This is a genomic window from Sandaracinus amylolyticus (assembly GCF_021631985.1).
Lineage (GTDB): Bacteria > Myxococcota_A > Polyangia > Polyangiales > Sandaracinaceae > Sandaracinus > Sandaracinus amylolyticus_A.
In genome coordinates this window covers 2,704,200-2,725,635 of the sequence record NZ_CP070225.1, presented here as the reverse complement: position 1 = coordinate 2,725,635, position 21,436 = coordinate 2,704,200, and the positions used below count along the sequence as shown (strand labels likewise).

Here is a 21,436-nt window from a genome sequence, read left to right as displayed (position 1 = left end):
TCAGAGCTGGAAGGGGTACGTGACCTCGAACCGCTCGCTCGCGAAGCGCGGGAAGCGAGCGGTGCGCACGGCGCGCGCGACACAGCTTCCGACGGGCGTGCCCGCGAACTGCCCGCCGACCGTCGCGGTGGTGACGCGGCCGGTGTTGGCGACGACGATGCGCACCGAGGCGACGCCGTGCTCGGCCTCGGCGCAGGCACGCACCGCGGGCTCGACGGCCTGGATCGCTGCGAGCACCGCGCCGCGGTCGGGCGTCGCGGGGAGATCTTCGTCGGGCTCCGCGGCCGCCGGTGCCGCAGCGACGGTCGGGCGGGGGGCGCTCCGCGGCGTCTCCTCTGCGTCGTCGGCGCGAGTGGTCGCTCCGGCGCCGATCGCACCACCACCTCCCGCAGCGCCGCGCGCGTACGCGCCGTCGCTCGAAGCAGCGCGCCGACGCGCGGGCCTCTCGTCGGTGGGAGCACCGCCCGAGGCGAGCGCACCGCCCAGCATCCCGTCGAACGCGTAGGCCTCGGTCGATGCGGCTGCCGGACGGGGCGGAGGCGGCGGGGCCTCCCGCGGTGCCGCCATGGGCTCGGCGCGCTGCATGGGCGCGGCCGGCATCGGCGTGGTCGGAGCGGGCGCGGGCTCCTCGACCGCGGCCATCTCGTACACCGCCGCTCCTTCGGCCGGAATCGCCGCCGTCGCGCCGGGCGCGACGGTCTGTGCGGGCGCTGCCGCGCTCTCCGCGCTGGGCGCGTTCTGGTAGATCTGCGTGCTCGTGAAGACGCCGAGCCCGACCGCGGCCGCCGCCGCGAGGCCCGCGAGCCACCCGTAACGACCGCGCTCGCGCTTGCGGAGCGGGACCACCGGCGCCTGCTGGAGCGACGAGGCGCCCGGCGCGGGCGGGATCGACGGGAACGAGAGCCGATCCACCGCCTGATCGGAGGCCGGCGCGAGCTTCGGGATCTCGCGCGCCACGGGCGCCGGCAGCGAACGCGCGCTCGGCGGCGGAGGCGGCGCGGCGTTCGACTTGGGCGCGATCACGCCGGGCGGGATGCTCTCGAGCTCTTCGACCTGGAACTCGCCGCTCGTGATCACCGGCCCGAGCAAGCCCGCCGTCGCGTCGCGCAGATCGTCGTCGTCGTCGAACTGCGGGGCCGCGGTGAGGTCGCCGCCGCGCGGGAGCGTCTCGTCGAGCCGCTGCTCGATGCGCGCTGCGAGCGCCTCGAACGCTGCGCCGTCCGGCTCGGGCAGCGGCCACTCGCGCATCAGACGACCGAGGCGCGCCACGTCGTGCGCGTACGCCGCGGCCTGGGGATCGCCCTCGAGCACCTCGCGCAGCCCGGGGTCACCGTCGATCCCATCGGGCGCGTCGAGCGCGGCGGAGATGCGACGCTGGAGATCCTCTCTCATGCGCGCCTCCCCGTCGCTGCCGCGCTCACCGCGGGGCCTTCCTCGCTGCTCTCCTCGAGATGATCACCGAGCACGAGCCGCAAGCGCCTGCGCGCCTCGTGCACGCGCCACGCGATCGTCCCTTCCGAGCACCCGAGCACTTCGCTCGCTTCCTTCTGCGGCACACCCTCGAGCAGCACGAGCACCACCGTCGCGCGCAGCGAGGGCGAGAGATCGTCGAGCGCCTTCGCGAGCCGCCCGTAGAGCTGCGCCGCCTGCGCCGAATGACGCGGATCGTTCTGGCCCTGCGTCGGATCGGCCGCCGGCTCGGGCACCCGCGGATCCGAGATGTCCGCCGCGTCCACCCGCTTGCGGCGCCGCAGGGTGTTCAGCGAGACGTTGATGCAGATGCGATAGAGCCAGGTCGAGAGCTCGGCGCGACCATCGAAGCGATCGATCGCGCGCCACGCGCGCAGGAAGGTCTCCTGCACCGCGTCCTCGGCCTCACCGCGATCCCCGAGCATGTGGATCGCGCACGCGTACACGCGCCGCTGGTGCATCCGCAGCAGGCGCCCGAACGCCGCCTTCTCGCCGCGCTTCGCGCGCTCGATCAGCTCGGACTCACTGGGCTCGACCATCGGGCGCTCGACCATCGGGCGGGTGTCGCTGCCGACGCCGCGTCTCGGACGCGGGCGCGGTCGGGACGGCGACCCCTCCGCGCCGTGCCTTCCGGCAACGCGACGCATCGTAGGCCAGCCACGGGGCAGGGACAACCGAGCACGCATCGTTCTGCACGCTCCGACCACGCGCCCCGCGGTCGACCTTGGGCGGGCCGATGTGCGAAACATGGCGCGCGGCCTGCAACTCGATGCATCATCGGGCCCGTGGCCGAACGGCGGCAGTCCCCTCGCATGGCGATCGAGCTGAGCGTCGAATACAAGCGACTGAACGCGTTCTTCGCGGACTACACGAAGAACATCAGCCGTGGTGGGACTTTCATCCGCACCGACAAGCCGCTCGCGATCGGCACGGACTTCGTGTTCAAGCTGAACGTGCCGGGGCTGGGCGAGCCGCTCGCGCTGCGCGGGCGCGTCCAGTGGATCGTCGAGGTCGCGCAGGCGACGTCCGATCAGGAAGCGGGCATGGGCATCGGCTTCCTCTGGGAGAGCGAGGCGGAGCGCGAGCGCATCGCGAACCACGTCGAGCGCCTGATGACCGAGAGCCTCGGCCCCGTGATCTACGACAAGCTCGTGGGCCGTCGGCGCCGCGGCGACGACGACGCCTGAGCCAGTCCGGCTGGAGTGCTCGCTGGCGGAGGGCGCGCACGGGAGCGTTCGGCGCACGCGGACGGGAGGGCGCTGCGCCGGCGAGCCGATGTTGGACCCGCGCTCACCTCGCCCACGCGTCGAGGTGCACGAAGTCGGGCACGTCGACCTCGAAGCGCTCGGCGATCACGAAGTCGCTCTGGTCCAGCACGAGCGCGCGGCAGCCGCGCGGTCGGTGCTCGTCGAGCACGCGCACCTCGATGCCGTGCTGCGCGCCGATCTCGAGCACGATGTCGGCGATCGCGCGCGGCAGGTCGCGCCACACGAAGGGCGCGCGCCCTGGCTCGAGCACCGAGAGCGCGCCGGTCTCGTACGACCAGTGCCCCGCCGCGCCCGCGACGCGCGCGAGGATCTCGCCGTGCACCTCGCGGCTCATCGGATCCTCGATCGAGAGCGTCACGCGCGCGCCGTGGGCCCAGAGCATCGGGCCCTCGTCGAGCACCTCGAGATCGACGATCTCGCAGCCCGGCGCGCCGCGCACGCTGACTTCACGGCATCCGATCGCGCGCACCACGATCTCGCGCTGCGCCTCGTCCGGCGCGAGCACGTTCCACTGCGCGCGCCGTGCGATCGCATCGCGCACCTTCGGGTGCTCCCACCACGGATAGGTCGCGATCGCGAGCTCGAGCGCGCCGTCGCGACGCCAGCGCAGCTCGGCGAAGCGACCGTCGACGTGCGCGAAGCGCGCGAGCGCGTCCTCGATCGACAGCGTCGTCGTCAGAGGATCTTGCCCGGATTCAGCAGGTTCTCGGGATCGAGCGTGCGCTTGATCGCGCGCAGCAGCTCGAGCTCCGCGGGGCTGCGCGAGTAGCCGAGGAAGTCCTTCTTGAGCAGCCCGACGCCGTGCTCCGCGCTGATGCTCCCGCGGTGCTTGCGCACGAGCTCGAACATCGCGGCGTCGCTCGCGTGCGCATGCGCGAGGAACTCCGCCTTCGGCATGTCGTCGGGCTTCATCACGTTCACGTGCAGGTTGCCGTCGCCGATGTGCCCGAAGAGGCAGATCTCGAAGCGCGGCCACTCCTTCGTGAACACCGCGTCGAGCTCGCTCACGAACGCGTCGAGCGACGCGATCGGCAGCGCGATGTCGTTCTTGTGCGGCATGCCCGTCGCCGAGAGGCTCTCGCTGATCCCCTCGCGCAGCTCCCAGAGCGCCCTGCCCTGTCCCGCGCTCTGCGCGAGCGTTCCGTCGAGGATCAGCTCGCGCTCGAAGAGCGACTCGAGCCAGCCCTCGAGGGCGCCGCGATCGTGCGACTCGACCTCGAGCAGCACGTAGTGCGACGACTGGGTCTCGAGCGGGATCGAGAGCGCGCGGTGCCGCGCGAGGCGCGCGAAGCACTTGTCGGTGAAGAACTCGAACGCGCTGATCACGAAGGGCCCGACGCGCGCCGCATCGAAGAGGCGCAGCACGCCCGCGAGGTCCGGCACCGCGAACAAGAACACGTCGAGGTGCCCGGGCACGCGCGTCAGCTTCAGCGTCGCGCCGGTGATGATCCCGAGCGTGCCCTCGCTGCCGATGAAGAGCTGGCGCAGGTCGAACCCGGTGTTGTTCTTCTCGAGCGCGCCGCCGAGCTCGAGCACCTCGCCCTTCGCGGTGACCACCTCGAGGCCGAGCACCCACTGACGCGTGAGGCCGTAGCGGATCACCTTCACGCCGCCGGCGTTCGTCGCGATGTTGCCGCCGACCTGCGAGCTGCCCTTGCTCGCGAAGTCGACCGGCCACGTCAGCCCGTGCGGCTCGCAGTGCGCGTGCACCGCCGCGGTCACCGCGCCCGCCTGCGCGCGCAGCGTGAGCCCCCGCGCGTCCACCGCGCCGAGATCGCGCATGCGCTCGGTCGAGACCACGAGCTCACCGCGCGCCGCGACCGCGCCGCCCGCGAGCCCGGTGCGCCCGCCGCTCGGCACGATCGCGACGCCCTCGTCGGCACAGCGCCGCACGATCTCCGCGACGTCCTCGGTGCGCCGCGGGAACACGATCGCCATCGGCGCAGGATCGAAGACCTTCGTCCAGTCGCGGCCGTAGGTCGCGAGGTCGTCGGGCTCGGTCGAGACCGCGCTCTCGCCGATCTTCTGACGCAGCGCGGCGACGAAACGATCTCGCTCGGAACCGGTGAGCGTGCGGGTCATTCCGGGCGCACCATCTAGCACGCGGAGCCACGACCCACTCGCGGATCGGGGGCCGATTCTGGCACTCTCCACGGACACGATGCGCAGGACGCGCCGTCTCGGCCGCTACCACCTGACCTACCGGATCGCGTTCGGTGGGATGGCCGAGCTCTTCCGGGCATTCACGTTCGACGACGTCGACGGACACCAGCTCAACGTCGCGATCAAGCGGCTGCTCCCGCACTTCCGCGAGGACAAGTCGTTCGTCGACATGCTCACCGACGAGTTCAAGCTCGTCAGCTACCTCAAGCACCCGAACATCGCCGAGGTGTACGAGCTGGTCGAGCTCGACGACGCGCTCATCATCTCGATGGAGTACGTCGACGGGAAAGACCTGCGATCCACCGTCGAGAAGGCGAAGGAGCAAGGCCTCTCGCTCGCGCTCGACGACGTGGTCTACGTGGTCGCGCGCAGCCTCGAGGGGCTGCACCACGCGCACGTCGCGCGCGATCCGAAGAACGAGCCGCTGCGCATCGTGCACCGCGACTTCTCGCCGTCGAACGTGCTGCTCGGCTACGACGGCACCGTGAAGCTGTGCGACTTCGGGATCGCGAAGGCGACGCACAACCGCATCCAGACCAAGACCGGGATCATCAAGGGCAAGGTCAAGTACATGTCGCCCGAGCAGGCCTTCGGCCGGAAGCTCGACTGGCGCAGCGACGTGTTCAGCGCGGGCTCGGTGCTCTACGAGCTCTCGACGCACCAGGCGCCCTTCAGCGCGCCCAACGAGATCGATCTGATCTTCGCGGTGCGCGAGGCGAACCCGACGCCGGCGCGCGAGGTGAACCCCGCGGTCCCCGAGGCGCTCGCGAAGATCATCGAGAAGGCGATGGCGCGCTCGCGCTCGGCGCGTTTCCAGAGCGCGCTCGAGTTCCGCAACGCGCTCCTCACGTTCCTGCGCCGCTACAACCCGAGCTACCGCCGCAACAAGCTCGCGCAGTTCATGAAGCGCGTGTGGCGCGACGAGATCGAGCGCGAGCTGCGCGCGATGGAGGACTACGTCGTCGACGTGAGCGCGGTCGCGCCCGCGGATCTCGGCAAGAACCTCATCGCGGGCGCGCTCGGGCCCGACGCGCCGTTCAGCCGCTTCAGCCCGAGCCCCACGCGCTCGACCGCGGCGAAGGACGGCGCGAACGACGCCGACGACGCGGTGCACCACGCGAAGACCGAGATCCTCGACGCCCGCGCGCAGCAGCTCGCTGCCGCGATGCGCCCGCGGCCGCCGGCGCCGAAGAGCGGAGGACGGCCCGGCACCGCGCCGCCGCCGCCGAAGCCGCCCGTCGGCTCGCAGCGCCCGCCTCCGCCGCCGCGCGTTCCGCCTCCGCCGCGCGCCGCACGCCCCGCCACCGGAGGTCGTGGCGCGCCCGCGGGCGATCCCAACGATCCGATCCACAACGAGAAGACGGTGGTCGCAGATCCGCGGCGCGGCCCGCCGCGCTGATCCAGGCTGCGAGCTTCCGATGCAGATCCACCTCGTCGACGGGACCTACGAGCTCTTCCGCTCGTTCTTCGGCGCACCTTCTTCGAAGGACGCACACGGCCGCGAGGTCGGCGCGACGCGCGGCATCCTGCGCACGCTGCTCGCGCTCCTCGAGCCCGGGCGCGCCGATGGCGGCGCGACGCACGTCGCGATCGCGTTCGACACCGTGATCGAGTCGTTCCGCAACGAGCTCTTCGCCGGATACAAGACGGGCGAGGGGATCGATCCCGCGCTCTGGGCGCAGTTCCCGCTCGCGGAGCGGGCTGCGCGCGCCCTCGGGATCGTCACCTGGTCGATGATCGAATTCGAGGCGGACGACGCGCTCGCGACCGGCGCAGCGCGCTGGGCGTCGCGCCCCGAGGTCGAGCGCGTGGTGCTCTGCTCGCCCGACAAGGATCTCGCGCAGTGCGTCGGCCCGAAGGTCGTGTGCCTCGATCGGCGCCGCAAGACGACGATGGACACCGACGGCGTGCGCGCGAAGTTCGGCATCGAGCCGGCGTCGATCCCCGACTGGCTGGCGCTCGTGGGCGACACCGCGGACGGCATCCCCGGCGTGCCGCGGTGGGGCGAGAAGAGCGCGTCGGCGGTGCTCGCGAAGTTCCGCCGCCTCGAGGACATCCCCGACGACGCGAAGACGTGGGGCCTCTCCGTGCGCGGCGCCGACGCGCTGGCGACGAGCCTGCGCGAGCGACGCGCCGACGCGATGCTCTATCGAACGCTCGCGACGCTGCGCATCGACGCGCCGGTCGCCGAGTCGATCGACGACCTCGAGTGGCGCGGCGCCGATCGGACCGCGCTCGCGGATCTCTGCGCGGAGCTCGGGGACGCCGACTTCGTGTCGCGCGTCCCTCGGTTCCGCTGACGATCAGAAGTCGTCGTCCTCGCCTTCGTCTGCGCCGCTGCCCTCGGCCTCGTGCTCGTGGATGATCACGCGGCGACGATCGTCGGGATCGACGTGGCGGCGCTCGATGAGCGTGTTCACGCGGCGCATCACGCGCTCGGCGGCGGGCGAGAGGTGCCAGCGCGCGATCACGCGCCCCTCTTCGTCGGCCCACTTCACGAACGCGACGAAGTGCTGGTTCAGGATTCGCTCGTCGTTGCCCTGCACCGTCGCGAAGCCGGGATCGGTCTGCCGCACGGTGAGCGTCACCTCGTCGGGCAGATCGCCGTGGCGCTCGCGGTCGACGTGCGCGACGAGCCGCAGCGTCTCGTGGCGATCGAGATCGACGTCGGTGCGCAGCGTCGTCACCGTCACCAGCGCGACCGCGTCGGCGAGCGTCACGCGGCGATCGACGTCCTCTTCCCACGAGCGGAGCCACGAGCCCTCGAGGATCGAGGGGTCGTCGATGTAGTCGATCGCGTTGTCGAACGCGACGGCGTGCTCGTCGGTGAAGGGCCCCGTCACCTGGATCACCGGCGTGCTCGGTCCGCCGCATCCGGCCGCGAACGAGGAGACGGTGAGCGTGATCGCGAGGAGAGCGCGTACGGTCTGGCGCATGATCGTCGAGGTATTCGTTGCGCGCGACGCGGTCAAGGTTCGACGGACGCCCACAGCGCTTCGAGATCCGACGCGAGGGGTGCCGTGAACGTCATGCGCGCGCCGGTGCGCGGGTGCTCGATCGTGCAGCGATACGCGTGCAGCGCGTGGCGCTCGTGGCCGAGCCGGCCGCGCAGCGCGTCGGTCATGCCGGTCTCGACCCACTCGACGAACTCGCTGCTCGTGCCCGGGCCGTAGAGCTTGTCGCCCACGATCGGATGTCCGATCGCGGCGAGGTGCACCCGCAGCTGGTGCTGGCGCCCGGTGTGCGGCTCGAGGTGCACGAGGGTGCGATCGCCGCGACGCTCGACGACGCGCAGCCCGGTCAGCGCGGGCAGGCCGTCGTCGTGGGGCTCCATCCGCAGGTGCAGGCCCTCGCTCGCGCGGCGGAGCGGGCGATCGATGCGCATCTCGTCGGCCTCGACGCGGCCGCGCACGATCGCGAGGTACTCCTTGGCGACGATCCGCGTCTCGAACTGACGCTTCACCGCGACCTCGTCGGGCCCGGGGATCGCGCAGACCACGACGCCGCTCGTCTCGCGATCGAGGCGATGGCAGATGTGCGGCCCGTTCGCGCCCCAGCGCGCGCGCAGCATGCTGGTGAGCGTGTTCTTGTGGTAGGTCGCCGACGGATGCACCGGCAGGCCGGCGGGCTTGTCGACGACGGTGATCGCCTCGTCCTGGTAGAGCACGCCGAAGCTCTGCGGCGTCTCGGGCTCGACGAAGCGCTCGCGGACGAGCAGCACGATCTCGCCGGCGCGCACGCGCTCGCTCGGGACGCGGCGCGAGCCGTCGTCCCGGTATGCGCAGTGGACGACGATCTCGTTCGCTCTCTCGCGCGTGAGGCGCGGGATGCGCCAGTGCACGAAGCGATCGAGGCGCTGCCCGTCGAGCTCGTTGGGCACGCGGAACGCGAGCACCACGGAGTCGGGATCGCAGCCCGGAGGCACGGCCGCGTGGGAACGCGGCACCTTGGTCACCGGGCTGCCTCTCGAGGGCCGGGTACGCATCACCCGAGGGCCCTCACGATCGGAGTCACGCGGCCTTGATGATCTTCCCGGAGCGAATGCAGCGCGTGCAGACGCGGACGTGCTTCGGGGTGCCGTCGATCATGACGTGCACGGACTGCAGGTTGGGCTGCTGCCACTTCCGCGACTTGCGGTTCGAGTGGCTGACGTTGTGGGCTGCCTGGGCGCCCTTTTCGCAGACGGCACAGCGGTAGGCCATGATTTCCTTCGACTCCGAGAGGGGCGGAGGGGTAGCAGAGGGAGAGAGAAGGAGCAAGGACCCGGGTCGGGGTCCGGGTCCGCTCGCGGGACCGGACCGGCTCCGGGTCGGTTTCCGGATCTGGGTCCCGGGACCCCGCCCCGGGGAACGGGAATGGCGCGCGGTGCGCTGTCGGTTTGGGCTCGACGCTGGGTCGTGGCACGCTTTTCCTCTCCCGCCTCGATGAGATCTCCTCCGCCCGCACGCGCGACGCCTCCGACGAAGCCGGGGGGAACGAGCGAAGGGCCGTCGCGACCGCCCGGCGGACGCGCGGCCGTGGTCGCTTGCGTGCTCCTCGCGGCCACGATCGCCCTCGTGCCCGGCGATCCGGTGGCGCGACCGGGTGGGGCGACGGAGACCGACAGCGCTGCGACGGCGACGCCAGCGGTGCCCAGCGCACCCGTGGGGCCGCGTCCCGCACGCGGCGATCGCGAGCTCGCGGGGCGCGTGGTCGATCCCGAGGGGCGCGGCGTGCCGGAAGCACGGGTGCAGGCCGTGCGCGAGGACGTGGACGGCGACGTGATGCGCGAGGTGCGCAGCGGGGCCGACGGCGCGTTCGTCCTGTCCGAGCTGCCCACGGGGCGGTGGACGCTGCGCGCGAGCGCGTCGGGGTTCGGAGCCAGCGCCACGGTTCGCGACGTGCCGGGGAGCAGCGAAGCGCTCGTCCTCACGATCGCGCCGGTCGCGCGCGTGGCCGGACAGGTGATGGGCATCGACGGCGCGCCCGTCTCGGGCGCGGAGATCGTGCTCGCGGGCAGCGGCGTGTGGCCCGCGCGCACGATGCAGACCGGTGCCGACGGGCGCTTCGTGCTCGAGGACGTGCCGCCCGGCGTCTACGAGGTGCAGGCCCACGCGAGCACCGGCGCTGCGCCGCCGCGTCGTGGGCTCGTCATCGAAGCGGGCGGGCGCGCGTACCTCACGTTCCACCTCGAGCCCGGCGCGACGATGGTCGGGCAGGTGATCGACGGCGAGACCGACGCGCCGATCGCGGGCGCCCAGATCGTCGTCGCCGAGGGCGAGCTCGCGATCGCGCCGCGGGCGCTGCGGAGCAACGGCGAAGGGGCGTTCCGCGTCGCGGGGCTCGCGAGCGGCGATCATCACGTGACGGTGCACGCCGAGGGCTACGTGCCGGTCGTCGGCGCGCGATGGACCCCCGGCGAGCCGCTGCGCCTGACGATGGAGCGCGGCGCGGTGCTGAGCGGGATCGTGCTCGATGCTCGTCGCCGGCCGGTCGAGGGCGCGCGGCTGGAGGTGCTCGGCGAGTCGGGCGATCGCCAGCCGATCGCGATGGACGGAGCGAGCGTCGCGTTCCGCGCCGAGGTGTTCCGTGCGCACGAGCAGGCGCTCGGGGCCGGCCCGCCGGCCTCGCTCGGCGCGCTCGAGGTGACGAGCGACGTGCCGCCGATTCCCCTCGCCCCGGCCGCGTACGAGGCGCCGGTCGAGCTCGCGAGCACCAGTGCGCCCGCCGCGCCGCGGATGGGCGCGATCGCCTCGGGGTTCGTCACCGCGTCGGATGGGACCTTCCGCATCGAGGGCGTGCCGCCGGGGCACGTGCAGCTCGTCGCGCGCAAAGCGGGGTTCGCCCCGGGGAGCTCGGAGCGCGTGTGGGTCGGGGCGGGGCGCGAGCGCGACCGCATCGAGATCGTGCTCGAGCCCTCGGGACGGATCGAGGGTGAGGTCGTCGACGAGCGCGGCGACGAGGTCGCGAGCGCGATGATCGAGCATCGCTCGGACGCCGAGCCCTGGCCGCGGGTCACGGTGTCGGACGCGAGCGGGCGCTTCGTGCTGGAGGACGTGGCGGGCGCGGTGACGATCCGCGCGAACGTCGCGGGGCGCGCGCCGGTGCAGGTGCGGGTCGACGTGAGCGCGGGCGGGCGCGAGCGCGTGCGTGTCGTGCTGCCCGCGCCGGGGCCCAGCATCGAGGGCCGCACCGTCGACGAGCGAGGGCGCGAGGTCGCGAGCGTGCAGGTGCGGGTGGAGTCGATGGCGCCCGGCGAGAGCGCGCCGCGCGTGGTGTTCAGCGACGAGCGCGGGCGATTCGCGATCGACGATGCGCCGCCCGGGCCGTGGCGTGTCAGCGCGGATCACGCCGACTACGCGCAGGGCGATCCCGTGGACCTCGACACGATCGAGGGCGAGCTGCGCGTGGTGGTGCGAGCCGGCGCGAACGTGCGTGGGCGCGTCGTCGACGCGATGAGCGGCGAGGCGATCGAAGGCGCATCGATCGTGATCGAGCGCGCCGAGGGACCTCCGCTCTCGCGCGATACGCGCAGCGATGCCGAAGGATCGTTCGTGATCCCGCGCGCGGTGCCCGCGAGCTACGTCGCGACCGTGAGCGCGCCGGGGTTCGCGGCGTGGCGCGGGGAGATCGCGGTGAGCGCGACGCGGGGCGGAGAGATCGAGCTCGATGCGATCGAGCTGACGCCGGGCGCGCGGCTCGAGGGCGAGGTCGTGGACGCGCTGGGCGCGGTCGTGCGCGGTGCGAGCGTGAGCGTCGACGGCGATCCCGCGCGCGCCACGCGCACCGACGCGCACGGACGCTTCGTGCTCGACGGGCTCGGCGAAGGATCGTTCGTGATCCTCGCGGCGCATCCCGCAGCAGGCGAGGTGACGCGCACGATCCAGGTGCGCGCCATGCGCGATCCGTCGGCGATCGTGATGCGTCTGCCGCAGCGCTACGACCCGGACGAGGCCGCGAGCGAACGGGCGATCCGCCGCGGCGTCGCGATCGAGGTCGAGGACGGCGACGGTGTGGTGCGCGTCTCGAGCGCGTCGGGTCGCGCCGGACAGGCAGGGCTGCGCGCGGGCGACGTGCTCCTCGCGATCGACGGTGAGCTCGTGGAGCACGCCGAGGACGCCGAGCGTCTCCTCCGCGGCGCCGACGGTGTGAGCGCGGTGCTCGATCTCGAGCGCGAGGGCGAGCCGTTCCGCGTCCGCGTCGCGCGCGAAGCGTGGTGAGCTAGAGCGCGATCCAGCCGCGCTCGGTGCGCTTCGCGCGGCCGTCGTGCTCGAGCTTGATCAGGTGGGCCTCGGTCGAGAGCGCCGCGAGCGGCCACGCCGATCGCGGTGCGTCGGCGTAGGCCATCGGGAGCAGATCGCCCGGGCGCACCGGTGTGTCGTGCGCGGCGAGGGCATCGAGCACGCGACGCTCGCGCGCGAGCCGGTGCTCGACGTAGCGCTCGAGCACGATCCCCGGCGGTCGCATCACGCCGCCGTGCGCCGGGACGATCGCGCGCGCATCGAGGGCAGCGAGGCGGCGCAGCGACTCGAGGTAGAGCGCCATGTCTCCGTCGCCCGGCTCGACGAGGATCGTGCCCACACCGGCGATCATGTCGCCCGCGATCAGCGCGCCCGAGCGCTCGTCGAGGAAGCACAGGTGCCCCGGCGCGTGCCCCGGCGTGAGCACCGCGCGCAGCGAGATCGGCTCGGGCCCATCGAGCTCGATGCGGGCGCCGTCCGCGAGGCGCGGCTCGAACGTGATCCCACGCGGCGTGCGGCTCGCGGTCTCGGGATGCGCGACCAGCGGCGCACCGAGCGCTTCGCGCAGCGCGCGCGCGCCCGAGACGTGATCGACGTGATGATGGGTCGCGGCGATCGCGCGCAGCGTGATCCCGCTGGCCTCGAGCGCGCCCACCCACTCCGCGACGCGATCGAGCTCGCCGCGATCGGGGGTCGCGGGCTCGATCAGGAGCGCATCGCGCGCGCCGATCACGAACAGGTTCGTGTGCTGCGCGGGCGGCAACGTCGGCGTGCGCACCGCGATCATCCGCAGCGACGGTGCGATCTCGATCGACGTCTCACCCTCGATCGGCGCGAGGGCGATCGCATCGCGCGCGATCCCGCGCACCACGCTCGCCGCGTCCGCGGTGAGCGTGATCTCCGCCCTGCCCCACTGCGTGCGCAGCGCGTCGAGCGCGTGCCATGCGAGCGGCGACGCGACCGGATGCTCGCTCGCCGAGTCGACTCGCTCGATCACCAGATCGTCGCGCTCGTCGATCACCCGCCCGATCGGCGCGCCGCCGCGCGGCAGATCCCAGCGTTCCCCGAGCGGCAGATCGTCGCGACGCGCGAGCAGGATCGCGCGTCCGTCGATCACCACCCGCGCGCGCATCAGTCCTCGTCGCCGACGGCCGGCACCTTGGGCGGCGGCGGAATCACCGGGCCTTCCTCGGTGGTCGCACGCGGGTACATCGACGCGCGTCGCCCCGGGAGGATCGAGGGCGATCGCCCTTCCCGCGCCTTCGTGGGATCGCCGACCAGCGCGAGGCACTGCTTCAGCACCGTCTTCAGCGTCTCGGTCACGCCGATGCCGCGCACCGCGACCGCTTCGAATTCCGCGACACCGGCGGGCACGCGCAGCGCCTCGCGCAGCTCGTCGACGCTCGAGATGTCGGGCAGATCGCGCTTGTTGTACTGCACGACCAGCGGCAGCCGGTCGGGGTCGTCGCCCTGGCGCCGCAGGTTCTGCTCGAGGTTGATGATGCTCTCGATGTTCTGCTCGAAGCGCGCCTGCTGCGAGTCGACGACGAACACGATCCCGTCGACGTGCCGCAGCACCAGCTGCCGCGTGCGATCGTGCGCGATCTGGCCGGGGACCGTGCAGAGGTGCAGGCGCACCTGGTAGCCCTTGAACTCGCCGAGCTCGACCGGGAGCAGGTCGAAGAACAGCGTCCGCTCGCTCTCCGCCGCCAGCGAGATCAGCTTCCCGCGCCGGTCGGGACGGCTGTTCGCGTGGATGTACTCCAAGTTGGTCGTCTTCCCGCCCAGACCCGGGCCGTAGTAGACGATCTTCAAGTGGAGCTCGCGGCGAGCGTGCTGGACGAGCGGCATCGGGGATTGCGGCGCGGAGACCGAAGTTGTACCCGTACCCGACCTCGGGCGCGTTGTAAAACGGCCTCGCACGGGACCGAATGGACCAACCGAAACGAGGCACGTCGCCGAAACGGGAATCGCGCGTGCTCATGCTCTGCTTCGTCGTGTTCGGCGCATGTGGCGGCGCGCCGCAGCGCGATCTCGACGAGACGTTCGCGCGCATCCAGGTCGAAGAGGCGCGCATCGAGCACGCTGCCACGGCACGCGACGAGCACGACGACTGCGTGATGCGCGCGAGCGAGTGCGACGAGATCTGCGACGCGACGAGCACGCTCTGCGAGCTCGCGCGAGACAGCCAGGATCGCGACGCGCTCGCGCGCTGCGAGCGCGCCGAGGCGCGTTGTGGTGCGTGCCGCGCCGAGCCGGCATGCGAGGAGCCCCCGTCGTGAGCGAGTGGATCGAGACGGCGCGCGCGGTCGCGCGCGGCACGCGCGAGGCGCCCGCAGGATGGCAGGTGATCCGCGGCGAGCGCCCTGCCCTGATCGACGCCGAGTCGGTGCGCGGCCTGCTCGCGACGATGGTCGCGGTGATCGCGTGGGCGGGCGCGGTGTTCCGCGAGATGGTCGCGGGCACCCCGCTCGATCCGCTCGCGCTCTTCATGCGCCTCGTCGCGCTCGCGATGACGGTGCGCGCGGTGCTCTTCCTGCGCGAGCTGTGGCAACGCGTGCGTGTGTGGTCGAGCGCGAGGTCGAGCACGCTCGTGCTCGCGCCCGAGGGCCTCTACGCGCGCCTCGCCGACGAGGAAGCGGCGGTCGACAAGGACGAGATCGTCGGCGTGACCGAGCGCGGTGTGTGGCAGTCGCGGAGCGCGGGACGTCGCTACAGCCCGGTCTACGTCGTCGTCGCGAGCCCGATGCGCACGCACGTCGAGCTGCCGCCGATCTTCGACGCGACCCCCGGCGTGCTCGCCGAGCGACTCATGCGCTGGCGCGGCGCGGTCGAGCTGCCCGAGGAGCCGCAGTTCCCTGCTCCGGCATCGCTCGCGAGCAAGGTGTACGACGACGCGGCGCGTGGGATCCGCGATCCCGGGACGCTCGTGATCCAGCACGGCGACGGCTGGATGCGTCGCGGCCCCTGGGCCACGGTGCTGCTCGGCGTCGCGATCGTCGAGGGCTTCCTGCGCGCGAGCCCCGAAGAGCGCGATGCGCTCGGCGCCGCCGTCGTGTTCACCGCGGGCATGGCGCTCGTGCTGACGCCGATCGTCTGGGTCTGGCTCACGCGCCGATCGATCGCGCCGCGCCAGGGGCTCGCGATGGTGCTGACGCCCGCGGAGCTGCTCATGCGCACGCGCGGCGGCGTGCTGCGCGTGCGCTGGCCGAGCCTGCAGCGCCTGAGCATCGACACGCGCGGCCGTCTCTCGCCGATCGAAGGCTGGGCGATCCACCGCGCGCTCGTCATCAAGCGCAAGGACGGACCGCCGATCACCTATGACGAGGCGTTCCTCGGCGTGCCCGCCGAGGTCGCGCTCACGCTCTGCGACGCGCACGCGAGCGGCGCGCTGCTCCCCGGCTCGGGCGTGGCGCAGCGCTCAGGCGAGCTGTCGCGAGAGCTTCCGGAGACCGCCGCGGATCGCGGGACGGAGCGCGAGGCCAGCGACCCGAGCGAGCCCGGGGATCGGTGACGCGAGCACGATGTCCCAGGTGAGCCGCGTGCTGTGCTCACCGAGCTTCTCGACGATCATCTCGCCGCGGTGGAAGCTCACCGGCACGCCGCGGACGATGCGGTACACGAGGCGCCCGTTGCGCCCTTCGGCGGGCGCGTCCGCGTAGACGACCTCTTCGTCGATCGTGACCACGCCCCGCGCGCGGATGCGACGCACCGTGCCGACGCCCGTGCCCTCACGACGCGCGAGCACCGTCACGCGCGCGTCCATCCAGCGCGACATGCCCTCGTGATCGTTGATCGCGGCCCACACCTGGTCAGGAGACGCGGCGATCTCCTGCGTGAACACGATGCGGTCCTGGCTCACCGCCAACGCACCTTCGTGATCTCGTACGTCTTCTTGCCGCCGGGCGCGTTGACCGTGACCTCGTCGCCGGGCTCACGTCCGATCAGCGCGCGCGCGACGGGCGACGTAACCGAGATCGTGCCCTTCTCGAGGTCGGCTTCGTCGGGGCCGACGATGCGGTAGTCGAGCACCTTGCCGGAGTCGACGTCCTCCATCGTCACGTGCGCGCCGAAGCGGACCTTCTCGCCGGTGAACGACGACGGATCGATCACCTCGGCGCGCGAGAGCTTGTCCTCGATCTCGTTGATGCGCGCCTCGATCATGCCCTGCTTCTCTTTCGCCGCGTGGTACTCGGCGTTCTCGCGCAGGTCGCCGTGCTCGCGCGCGACGCCGATCTCCTTCGAGATCTTCGGGCGCTCCACGGACTTGAGGTGGCTGAGCTCCTCCGACAGGGCCGCGTGCCCTTCGGGTGTCATCGGGACCTTTTCCATGGTGCTTACCTATCGCGACGCGAGCCTCCGACATACGACGGGCCCGCGCGGCGAGCAAGGTTTCATCCGGCACCGATCGACGTCGATCAGAGCGGCTCGTCGACCAGCTCGTGCTCGTGGAAGAGCAGCATCTCGAGCGCACCCGGGCCGCGGTTGAACGAGTAGTCGTGCGGGCCCGGAACGACCGCGAGATCGTGCGCGACCTGGCGCGCGCGCAGGCGCTCCGAGAGCTGCTCGGTCGGTGCGCGGAAGGGATCCTGATCGCTCGTGAGCAGGCGGATGCGCTGCGATCCATCGGTGGGCGCGATCGCTGCGATCGCGTCCTCGCGGTTGCGGATCGCGGGCTGCATCGCGCCGACCGTGGAGAACGTCTCGGGATGACGCAGCCCGACCTCGAGCGCGAGCATGCCCCCGAGCGACACGCCGTCGATGCCCGTCGACGCACGACCGTGCGCCGCGCCCGGGAGCTGCGCGCGCACCTGCTCGAGCATCGGGCCCGCGACCCAGTCGCCCCACGCGCGGATGCGCTCGCTGCCGGGCGTCTCGGGCATCAGATCGGGCGTGTACGGGCACACGACCATCAGGCCCTCGAAGCGATCGCGCGCGAGCTGCGCGTTGACGATCGCGAGGTGATCGAGCCGCACCATGCCGCCGAAGTCGCGCGGCAAGAGACGCCCTCGGAGCAGCGCGGCGAACGCGTCGGGAAGTCGATAGTCGACCGACCATCCGAGGTAGCCGCGCTCGGGCCCGCGGCGCGCCTCGCCCTGACCGTGCAGCGCGACCAGCACCGACCATCGGTGATCGCGCGGGATCTCGCGCCCTCCACCGAGCCGCGGGAACATCACGAGCACACGCTCGGAGCCCCATGGCGCGTCGACGCGCAGGTGGCGGTGGTGCACCGCCTCCGAGCGCGACTGCGCCTGCGAGCTCGCGCCCGGCGGCACCATCGCGATCGTCAGAGCGACGATCGCGATCACGGCGCACGCCGCGCGCGTCATGACACCTTGATCGACGGCCGCTTCGTCGCGGCGTGGTACTCCTGCAGCGAGCGCACCGAGAGCGGCGCCTCACGGCGCGCTTCGATCGCGCCCACCGCCGCAGCCGCCGCCGCGATCGTCGTGAAGTACGGCACGCCCGAGACGAGCGTCTGGCGGCGCAGCGTGTAGCTGTCGCGGATCGCCTGCGCGCCCGCGGTCGTGTTCACGACCATCGCGACCTCGCCGTTGCGGAGGCGATCGACGATGTGCGGGCGTCCTTCGCGCACCTTGTTCACGCGCTCGCACGCGACGCCAGCGCGCTCGATCGCGTCCGCGGTGCCGCCGGTCGCGATCACCACGAAGCCGAGATCGACGAGGCGCGACGCGATCTCGCAGGCCGCGGGCTTGTCCTCGTCGCGCACGCTCACGAACACGCGGCCGCGATCGGGCAGGTTCCCGCTCGACGCGAGCTGCGCCTTGAGGAACGCCATCGGGAAGCTGTCCGCGAGGCCCATGACCTCGCCGGTCGAGCGCATCTCGGGGCCGAGGATCGTGTCGACGCCCGGGAACTTCGCGAACGGGAAGACCGACTCCTTCACCGCGACGTGCGTGGGCACGATCTCGCGCGTGAAGCCGAGCTCCGCGAGCGTCTTGCCCGCCATCACCATCGCGCCGATCTTCGCGAGCGGCACGGCGATCGTCTTGCTCACGAAGGGCACGGTGCGCGACGCGCGCGGGTTGACCTCGATGACGTAGACCGCGCTGCCGCGCACCGCGAACTGCACGTTCATCAGGCCGATGACGCCGAGCTCGAGCGCGAGCGCGCGCGTGCTCGAGCGGATCGCGGCGAGCACCTCGGGCGGCAGCGCGTGCGCGGGGAGCACCTGCGACGAGTCGCCGCTGTGCACGCCCGCCTCTTCGATGTGCTGCAGCAGGCCGCCGATCACGACGTGCTTGCCGTCGGCGACGCAGTCGACGTCGACCTCGATCGCGTCCTTGAGGAACTCGTCGACGAGGATCGTCTGCTTCTCCGCATCCTCGACCGCCGCGAGCGCGACGGTGAAATACTGCGCGAGATCGGTGCGCGAGTGCACGACCTCCATCGCGCGCCCGCCGAGCACGTAGCTCGGGCGCACGACGACGGGGAAGCCGATCCGCTCGGCGATCGTGAACGCCTCCTGGATGCCGCGCGCGATCCCGCCCTGCGGGCGACGCAGCCCGAGCTTCGTGAGCAGCTCGTCGAAGCGCTCGCGATCCTCGGCGCGGTCGATCGCGTCGGCGCTGGTGCCGATGATCGGCACGCCGGCCTTCGCGAGCGCGAGCGCGAGCTTCAGCGGCGTCTGTCCGCCGTACTGCACGATCACGCCCCAGGGCTTCTCCTCGTCGACGATCGCGAGCACGTCCTCGAGCGTCAGCGGCTCGAAGTACAGGCGATCCGACGTGTCGAAGTCGGTCGAGACCGTCTCCGGGTTGCAGTTGACCATGATGGTCTCGAACCCGAGCTCGCGGAGCGCGAACGCCGCGTGCACGCAGCAGTAGTCGAACTCGATGCCCTGCCCGATCCGGTTCGGACCGCCGCCGAGGATCATCACCTTCTTGCGGTTCGTCGGCGCCGACTCGGTCTCGCGGCCCCACGTCGAGTAGAGGTACGGCGTCTTCGCGACGAACTCCGCGGCGCAGGTGTCGACGCGCGCGTAGATGGGGCGCACGCCGTGCTGCGTGCGCGTCTCGCGCACCACGTTGCGATCGATGCCGCGCAGCTGCGCGATGCGCGCGTCGCTGAAGCCGAGCGACTTCGCGCGCGAGAGCTCCTCGGTGTCGAGCGGCTTGCCGGCGTTCGCCGCGAGCGACTTCTCTTCCTCGATGATCTCGCGCATCTGCACGAGGAACCACGGGTCGATCTTGGTCGCCTGGTGCAGCTCTTCGACGGTCGCGCCGAGGCGCAGCGCGTCCGCGAGGTACCACGCGCGATCGGCGAGCGGCGTCTCGATGATCTCGAGCAGCGCCTCCTTGAGCTCCTCGCTCGTCGCGGCGGGCATCGTCGCGGGATCGCGCGCCGGCGGCGGCAGGTACGCGATGCCGACCGACGCCTGCTTCATGCGGCGCACGTCCTCGAGCACCGAGCGGTAGTCGACCTTCTCGATGAGCGAGCTGAGCCCGTCGCGACCGATCTCGAGCGAGCGCGCGGCCTTCTGGAACGCTTCCTTGAAGGTGCGCCCGATCGACATCGCCTCGCCGACCGACTTCATCTGCGTCGTGAGGCGCGGATCGGCGCCGCGGAACTTCTCGAACGCGAAGCGCGGCCACTTCACGACGACGTAGTCGATCGTCGGCTCGAACGCGGCGCTGGTCCCGGTGATCGCGTTCTTGAGCTCGTCGAGGCGGTAGCCGACCGCGAGCTTCGCGGCGATGCGCGCGATGGGATAGCCGGTCGCCTTCGACGCGAGCGCGCTGGAGCGCGACACGCGCGGGTTCATCTCGATCACGATCACACGGCCGTCGTCGGGGTTGACCGCGAACTGGATGTTCGAGCCGCCGGTCTCGACGCCGATCTCGGTGATGACCGCGCGCGCTGCGTCGCGCAGGCGCTGGTACTCCTTGTCGGTCAGCGTCATCGCGGGCGCGACGGTGATCGAGTCACCGGTGTGCACGCCCATCGGGTCGAAGTTCTCGATCGTGCAGATGACCGAGAAGTTGTCCGCGTTGTCGCGGATGACCTCGAGCTCGTACTCCTTCCAGCCGAGCACGCTCTCCTCGACGAGGCACTCGTGCGTCGGGCTCTGCTGGAAGGCCCACCGAATGGCCTGGTCGAACTCTTCCTTGTTGTAGGCGATGCCGCCGCCCGAGCCGCCCATCGTGAAGCTCGGGCGAAGGATCACGGGGAACCCGATCTCCGCGACCGCCGCGTCCGCTTCCTCGATGGTGCGCGCGACGCGCGCCTTCGCGACGCCGAGGCCGATCTTCTCCATCGCGGCCTTGAAGAGCTCGCGATCCTCGGCCTTCTTGATGGCGTCGACGTTCGCGCCGAGCAGCTCGACGCCGTGTCGCTCGAGCGCGCCGTTCTTGTGGAGCGCGAGCGCGAGGTTCAGCGCGGTCTGTCCTCCCAGCGTGGGCAGGATCGCGTCGGGCTTCTCGCGCGCGACGATCGCCTCGACGACCTCGGGCACGAGCGGCTCGACGTAGGTCCGATCCGCGAACTCGGGATCGGTCATGATCGTGGCAGGGTTCGAGTTGACGAGGACGACCTCGTACCCCTCTTCCTTGAGCGCCTTCGCGCCCTGGGTGCCGGAGTAGTCGAACTCGCAGGCCTGCCCGATCACGATCGGTCCGGAGCCAAGGAGCATGATCTTCCGGAGATCGTTACGACGCGGCATGTCGGGCGCGCGGATTACCAGCCGGAGGCGGTGATGACAAGGCGAAGCGCACGTGCTCGCGATCACGCGCACGAACGCGCGCGAACGCCGGGAATCACTCAGCTTCCGGAGCGCGCAGCGCGTCGGTGATCGCGGCGCCGCGCGGACCACGCGACGCGATCGTCACGTGCCGCCCGCGCGCGGCGTCGCGGCCCGCGATCCTGATGACGATCCCGTCGGGCGCGAGATGCTCCGCGAAGCGCGCGCCCCACTCGATGATCGTGATCGAGCGCGTGATCGCCTCGGGCAGACCGAGCGCGTCGAGCTCGCCGGGGTCGTCGAGGCGATAGAGATCGGCGTGGGTGATCGCGACGCGCCCGCTCGTGATCTCGTGCACGAGCGTGAACGTCGGCGAGGTGATCGGCTCGCGCTCGGGCACGCCGAGGCCACGCGCGATCGCGCGCACGAGGAACGTCTTGCCCGCGCCGAGCGGCCCTTCGAGGAAGACGACGTCGCCGGGTCGCAGCAGCGACGCGAGGCGCGCACCGAAGCGGCGCATCGCGCGGCGCGTGGGCAGCTCGATCTGCACGCGTGCTCGTATAGCGCGACGGAAGACGAACGGCGCGCCGCCTCACGGAGAGGCAGCGCGCCGC

Annotated in this window: 19 protein-coding genes and 1 pseudogene; 6 read left to right on the top strand and 14 right to left on the bottom strand. The window is 71.9% G+C overall.

All coding sequences use genetic code 11. From position 1 onward, the window contains the following. Together I5071_RS11260 and I5071_RS11255 are read right to left on the bottom strand one after the other, a co-directional pair. A complete protein-coding gene (locus tag I5071_RS11260) occupies positions 1-1,392 on the bottom strand; it encodes a hypothetical protein (RefSeq protein ID WP_236605431.1) in 1,392 nt (463 codons plus the stop codon). Next, positions 1,389-2,009 (bottom strand): RNA polymerase sigma factor, encoded by a 621-nt coding sequence (locus I5071_RS11255; RefSeq protein ID WP_236605430.1) that lies wholly within the window; start codon positions 2,007-2,009, stop codon positions 1,389-1,391. The genes I5071_RS11260 and I5071_RS11255 overlap by 4 nt, the downstream gene beginning before the upstream one ends. A gap of 246 nt (positions 2,010-2,255) precedes the next feature. On the opposite strand from I5071_RS11255, the gene I5071_RS11250 reads away from it, so the two are divergent. Then, a complete protein-coding gene (locus tag I5071_RS11250) occupies positions 2,256-2,657 on the top strand; it encodes a TIGR02266 family protein (protein WP_329611148.1) in 402 nt (133 codons plus the stop codon). Positions 2,658-2,760: 103 nt separating this feature from the next. Here the strand turns inward: I5071_RS11250 and I5071_RS11245 are convergent, their stop codons facing one another. Together I5071_RS11245 and I5071_RS11240 are read right to left on the bottom strand one after the other, a co-directional pair. Then, complete coding sequence (locus tag I5071_RS11245; protein ID WP_236605428.1) at positions 2,761-3,279, bottom strand: hypothetical protein; 519 nt, start codon at positions 3,277-3,279, stop codon at positions 2,761-2,763. Between the two features lie 134 nt (positions 3,280-3,413). Next, complete coding sequence (locus I5071_RS11240) at positions 3,414-4,820, bottom strand: FAD-binding oxidoreductase (protein ID WP_236605427.1); 1,407 nt, start codon at positions 4,818-4,820, stop codon at positions 3,414-3,416. A 79-nt stretch (positions 4,821-4,899) separates the two neighbouring features. Here I5071_RS11240 and I5071_RS11235 point away from each other — a divergent pair, with 79 nt between their 5' ends. Next, positions 4,900-6,300 (top strand): serine/threonine protein kinase, encoded by a 1,401-nt coding sequence (locus I5071_RS11235; protein ID WP_236605426.1) that lies wholly within the window; start codon positions 4,900-4,902, stop codon positions 6,298-6,300. Between the two features lie 19 nt (positions 6,301-6,319). Beyond that, positions 6,320-7,201 (top strand): 5'-3' exonuclease, encoded by an 882-nt coding sequence (locus I5071_RS11230; protein WP_236605425.1) that lies wholly within the window; start codon positions 6,320-6,322, stop codon positions 7,199-7,201. A 3-nt stretch (positions 7,202-7,204) separates the two neighbouring features. Here I5071_RS11230 and I5071_RS11225 read toward each other — a convergent pair whose 3' ends face one another. Genes I5071_RS11225 through rpmB form a run of 3 tightly spaced genes read right to left on the bottom strand, consistent with a single transcriptional unit; the run spans position 7,205 to position 9,103 of the window. Further along, entirely contained in the window at positions 7,205-7,837 is a 633-nt protein-coding gene (locus tag I5071_RS11225) for a hypothetical protein (protein ID WP_236605424.1), read from the bottom strand. A gap of 32 nt (positions 7,838-7,869) precedes the next feature. Further along, positions 7,870-8,856 carry an RluA family pseudouridine synthase gene (locus tag I5071_RS11220; RefSeq protein ID WP_236605423.1) on the bottom strand — a complete coding sequence of 329 codons (987 nt, stop codon included), beginning with the start codon at positions 8,854-8,856 and terminating at the stop codon, positions 7,870-7,872. 55 nt (positions 8,857-8,911) lie between these two features. After that, positions 8,912-9,103: a 50S ribosomal protein L28 gene (rpmB, locus tag I5071_RS11215; RefSeq protein WP_075097569.1), complete on the bottom strand. Its 192-nt coding sequence runs from the start codon at positions 9,101-9,103 to the stop codon at positions 8,912-8,914. A 426-nt stretch (positions 9,104-9,529) separates the two neighbouring features. Between rpmB and I5071_RS11210 the strand changes: the two genes are divergently transcribed. Further along, positions 9,530-12,100, top strand: a complete 2,571-nt coding sequence (locus tag I5071_RS11210) for a carboxypeptidase regulatory-like domain-containing protein (RefSeq protein WP_236605422.1) — start codon at positions 9,530-9,532, stop codon at positions 12,098-12,100. Position 12,101: 1 nt separating this feature from the next. On the opposite strand, the gene I5071_RS11205 is transcribed toward I5071_RS11210, so the two are convergent. Both I5071_RS11205 and I5071_RS11200 read right to left on the bottom strand, forming a co-directional pair. Further along, complete coding sequence (locus tag I5071_RS11205) at positions 12,102-13,253, bottom strand: MBL fold metallo-hydrolase (RefSeq protein WP_236605421.1); 1,152 nt, start codon at positions 13,251-13,253, stop codon at positions 12,102-12,104. A 152-nt stretch (positions 13,254-13,405) separates the two neighbouring features. Then, a pseudogene (locus tag I5071_RS11200) lies at positions 13,406-13,972 on the bottom strand (GTP-binding protein); the annotation flags it as partial. Positions 13,973-14,097: 125 nt separating this feature from the next. On the opposite strand from I5071_RS11200, the gene I5071_RS11195 reads away from it, so the two are divergent. Continuing rightward, on the top strand, positions 14,098-14,403 hold the full coding sequence (locus tag I5071_RS11195) for a hypothetical protein (RefSeq protein WP_236605420.1): 306 nt from the start codon (positions 14,098-14,100) through the stop codon (positions 14,401-14,403). Further along, complete coding sequence (locus tag I5071_RS11190; protein WP_236605419.1) at positions 14,400-15,635, top strand: hypothetical protein; 1,236 nt, start codon at positions 14,400-14,402, stop codon at positions 15,633-15,635. Before I5071_RS11195 ends, I5071_RS11190 begins: the two co-directional genes overlap by 4 nt. Here the strand turns inward: I5071_RS11190 and I5071_RS11185 are convergent. The 5 genes from I5071_RS11185 to tsaE form a co-directional block, all read right to left on the bottom strand. After that, positions 15,543-15,983: an SRPBCC family protein gene (locus tag I5071_RS11185; protein WP_236605418.1), complete on the bottom strand. Its 441-nt coding sequence runs from the start codon at positions 15,981-15,983 to the stop codon at positions 15,543-15,545. The two genes, I5071_RS11190 and I5071_RS11185, sit on opposite strands and share 93 nt — an antisense overlap. Further along, positions 15,980-16,453: a transcription elongation factor GreA gene (gene greA / locus I5071_RS11180; RefSeq protein ID WP_236605417.1), complete on the bottom strand. Its 474-nt coding sequence runs from the start codon at positions 16,451-16,453 to the stop codon at positions 15,980-15,982. Before greA ends, I5071_RS11185 begins: the two co-directional genes overlap by 4 nt. An 86-nt stretch (positions 16,454-16,539) precedes the next feature. Beyond that, a complete protein-coding gene (locus tag I5071_RS11175) occupies positions 16,540-17,451 on the bottom strand; it encodes an alpha/beta hydrolase (protein ID WP_236605416.1) in 912 nt (303 codons plus the stop codon). Further along, positions 17,448-20,804 carry a carbamoyl-phosphate synthase large subunit gene (gene carB / locus I5071_RS11170; protein WP_236607633.1) on the bottom strand — a complete coding sequence of 1,119 codons (3,357 nt, stop codon included), beginning with the start codon at positions 20,802-20,804 and terminating at the stop codon, positions 17,448-17,450. The genes I5071_RS11175 and carB overlap by 4 nt, the downstream gene beginning before the upstream one ends. Positions 20,805-20,898: 94 nt before the next feature. Then, positions 20,899-21,372, bottom strand: a complete 474-nt coding sequence (gene tsaE, locus I5071_RS11165) for a tRNA (adenosine(37)-N6)-threonylcarbamoyltransferase complex ATPase subunit type 1 TsaE (protein ID WP_236605415.1) — start codon at positions 21,370-21,372, stop codon at positions 20,899-20,901. Positions 21,373-21,436: the final 64 nt, after the last annotated feature.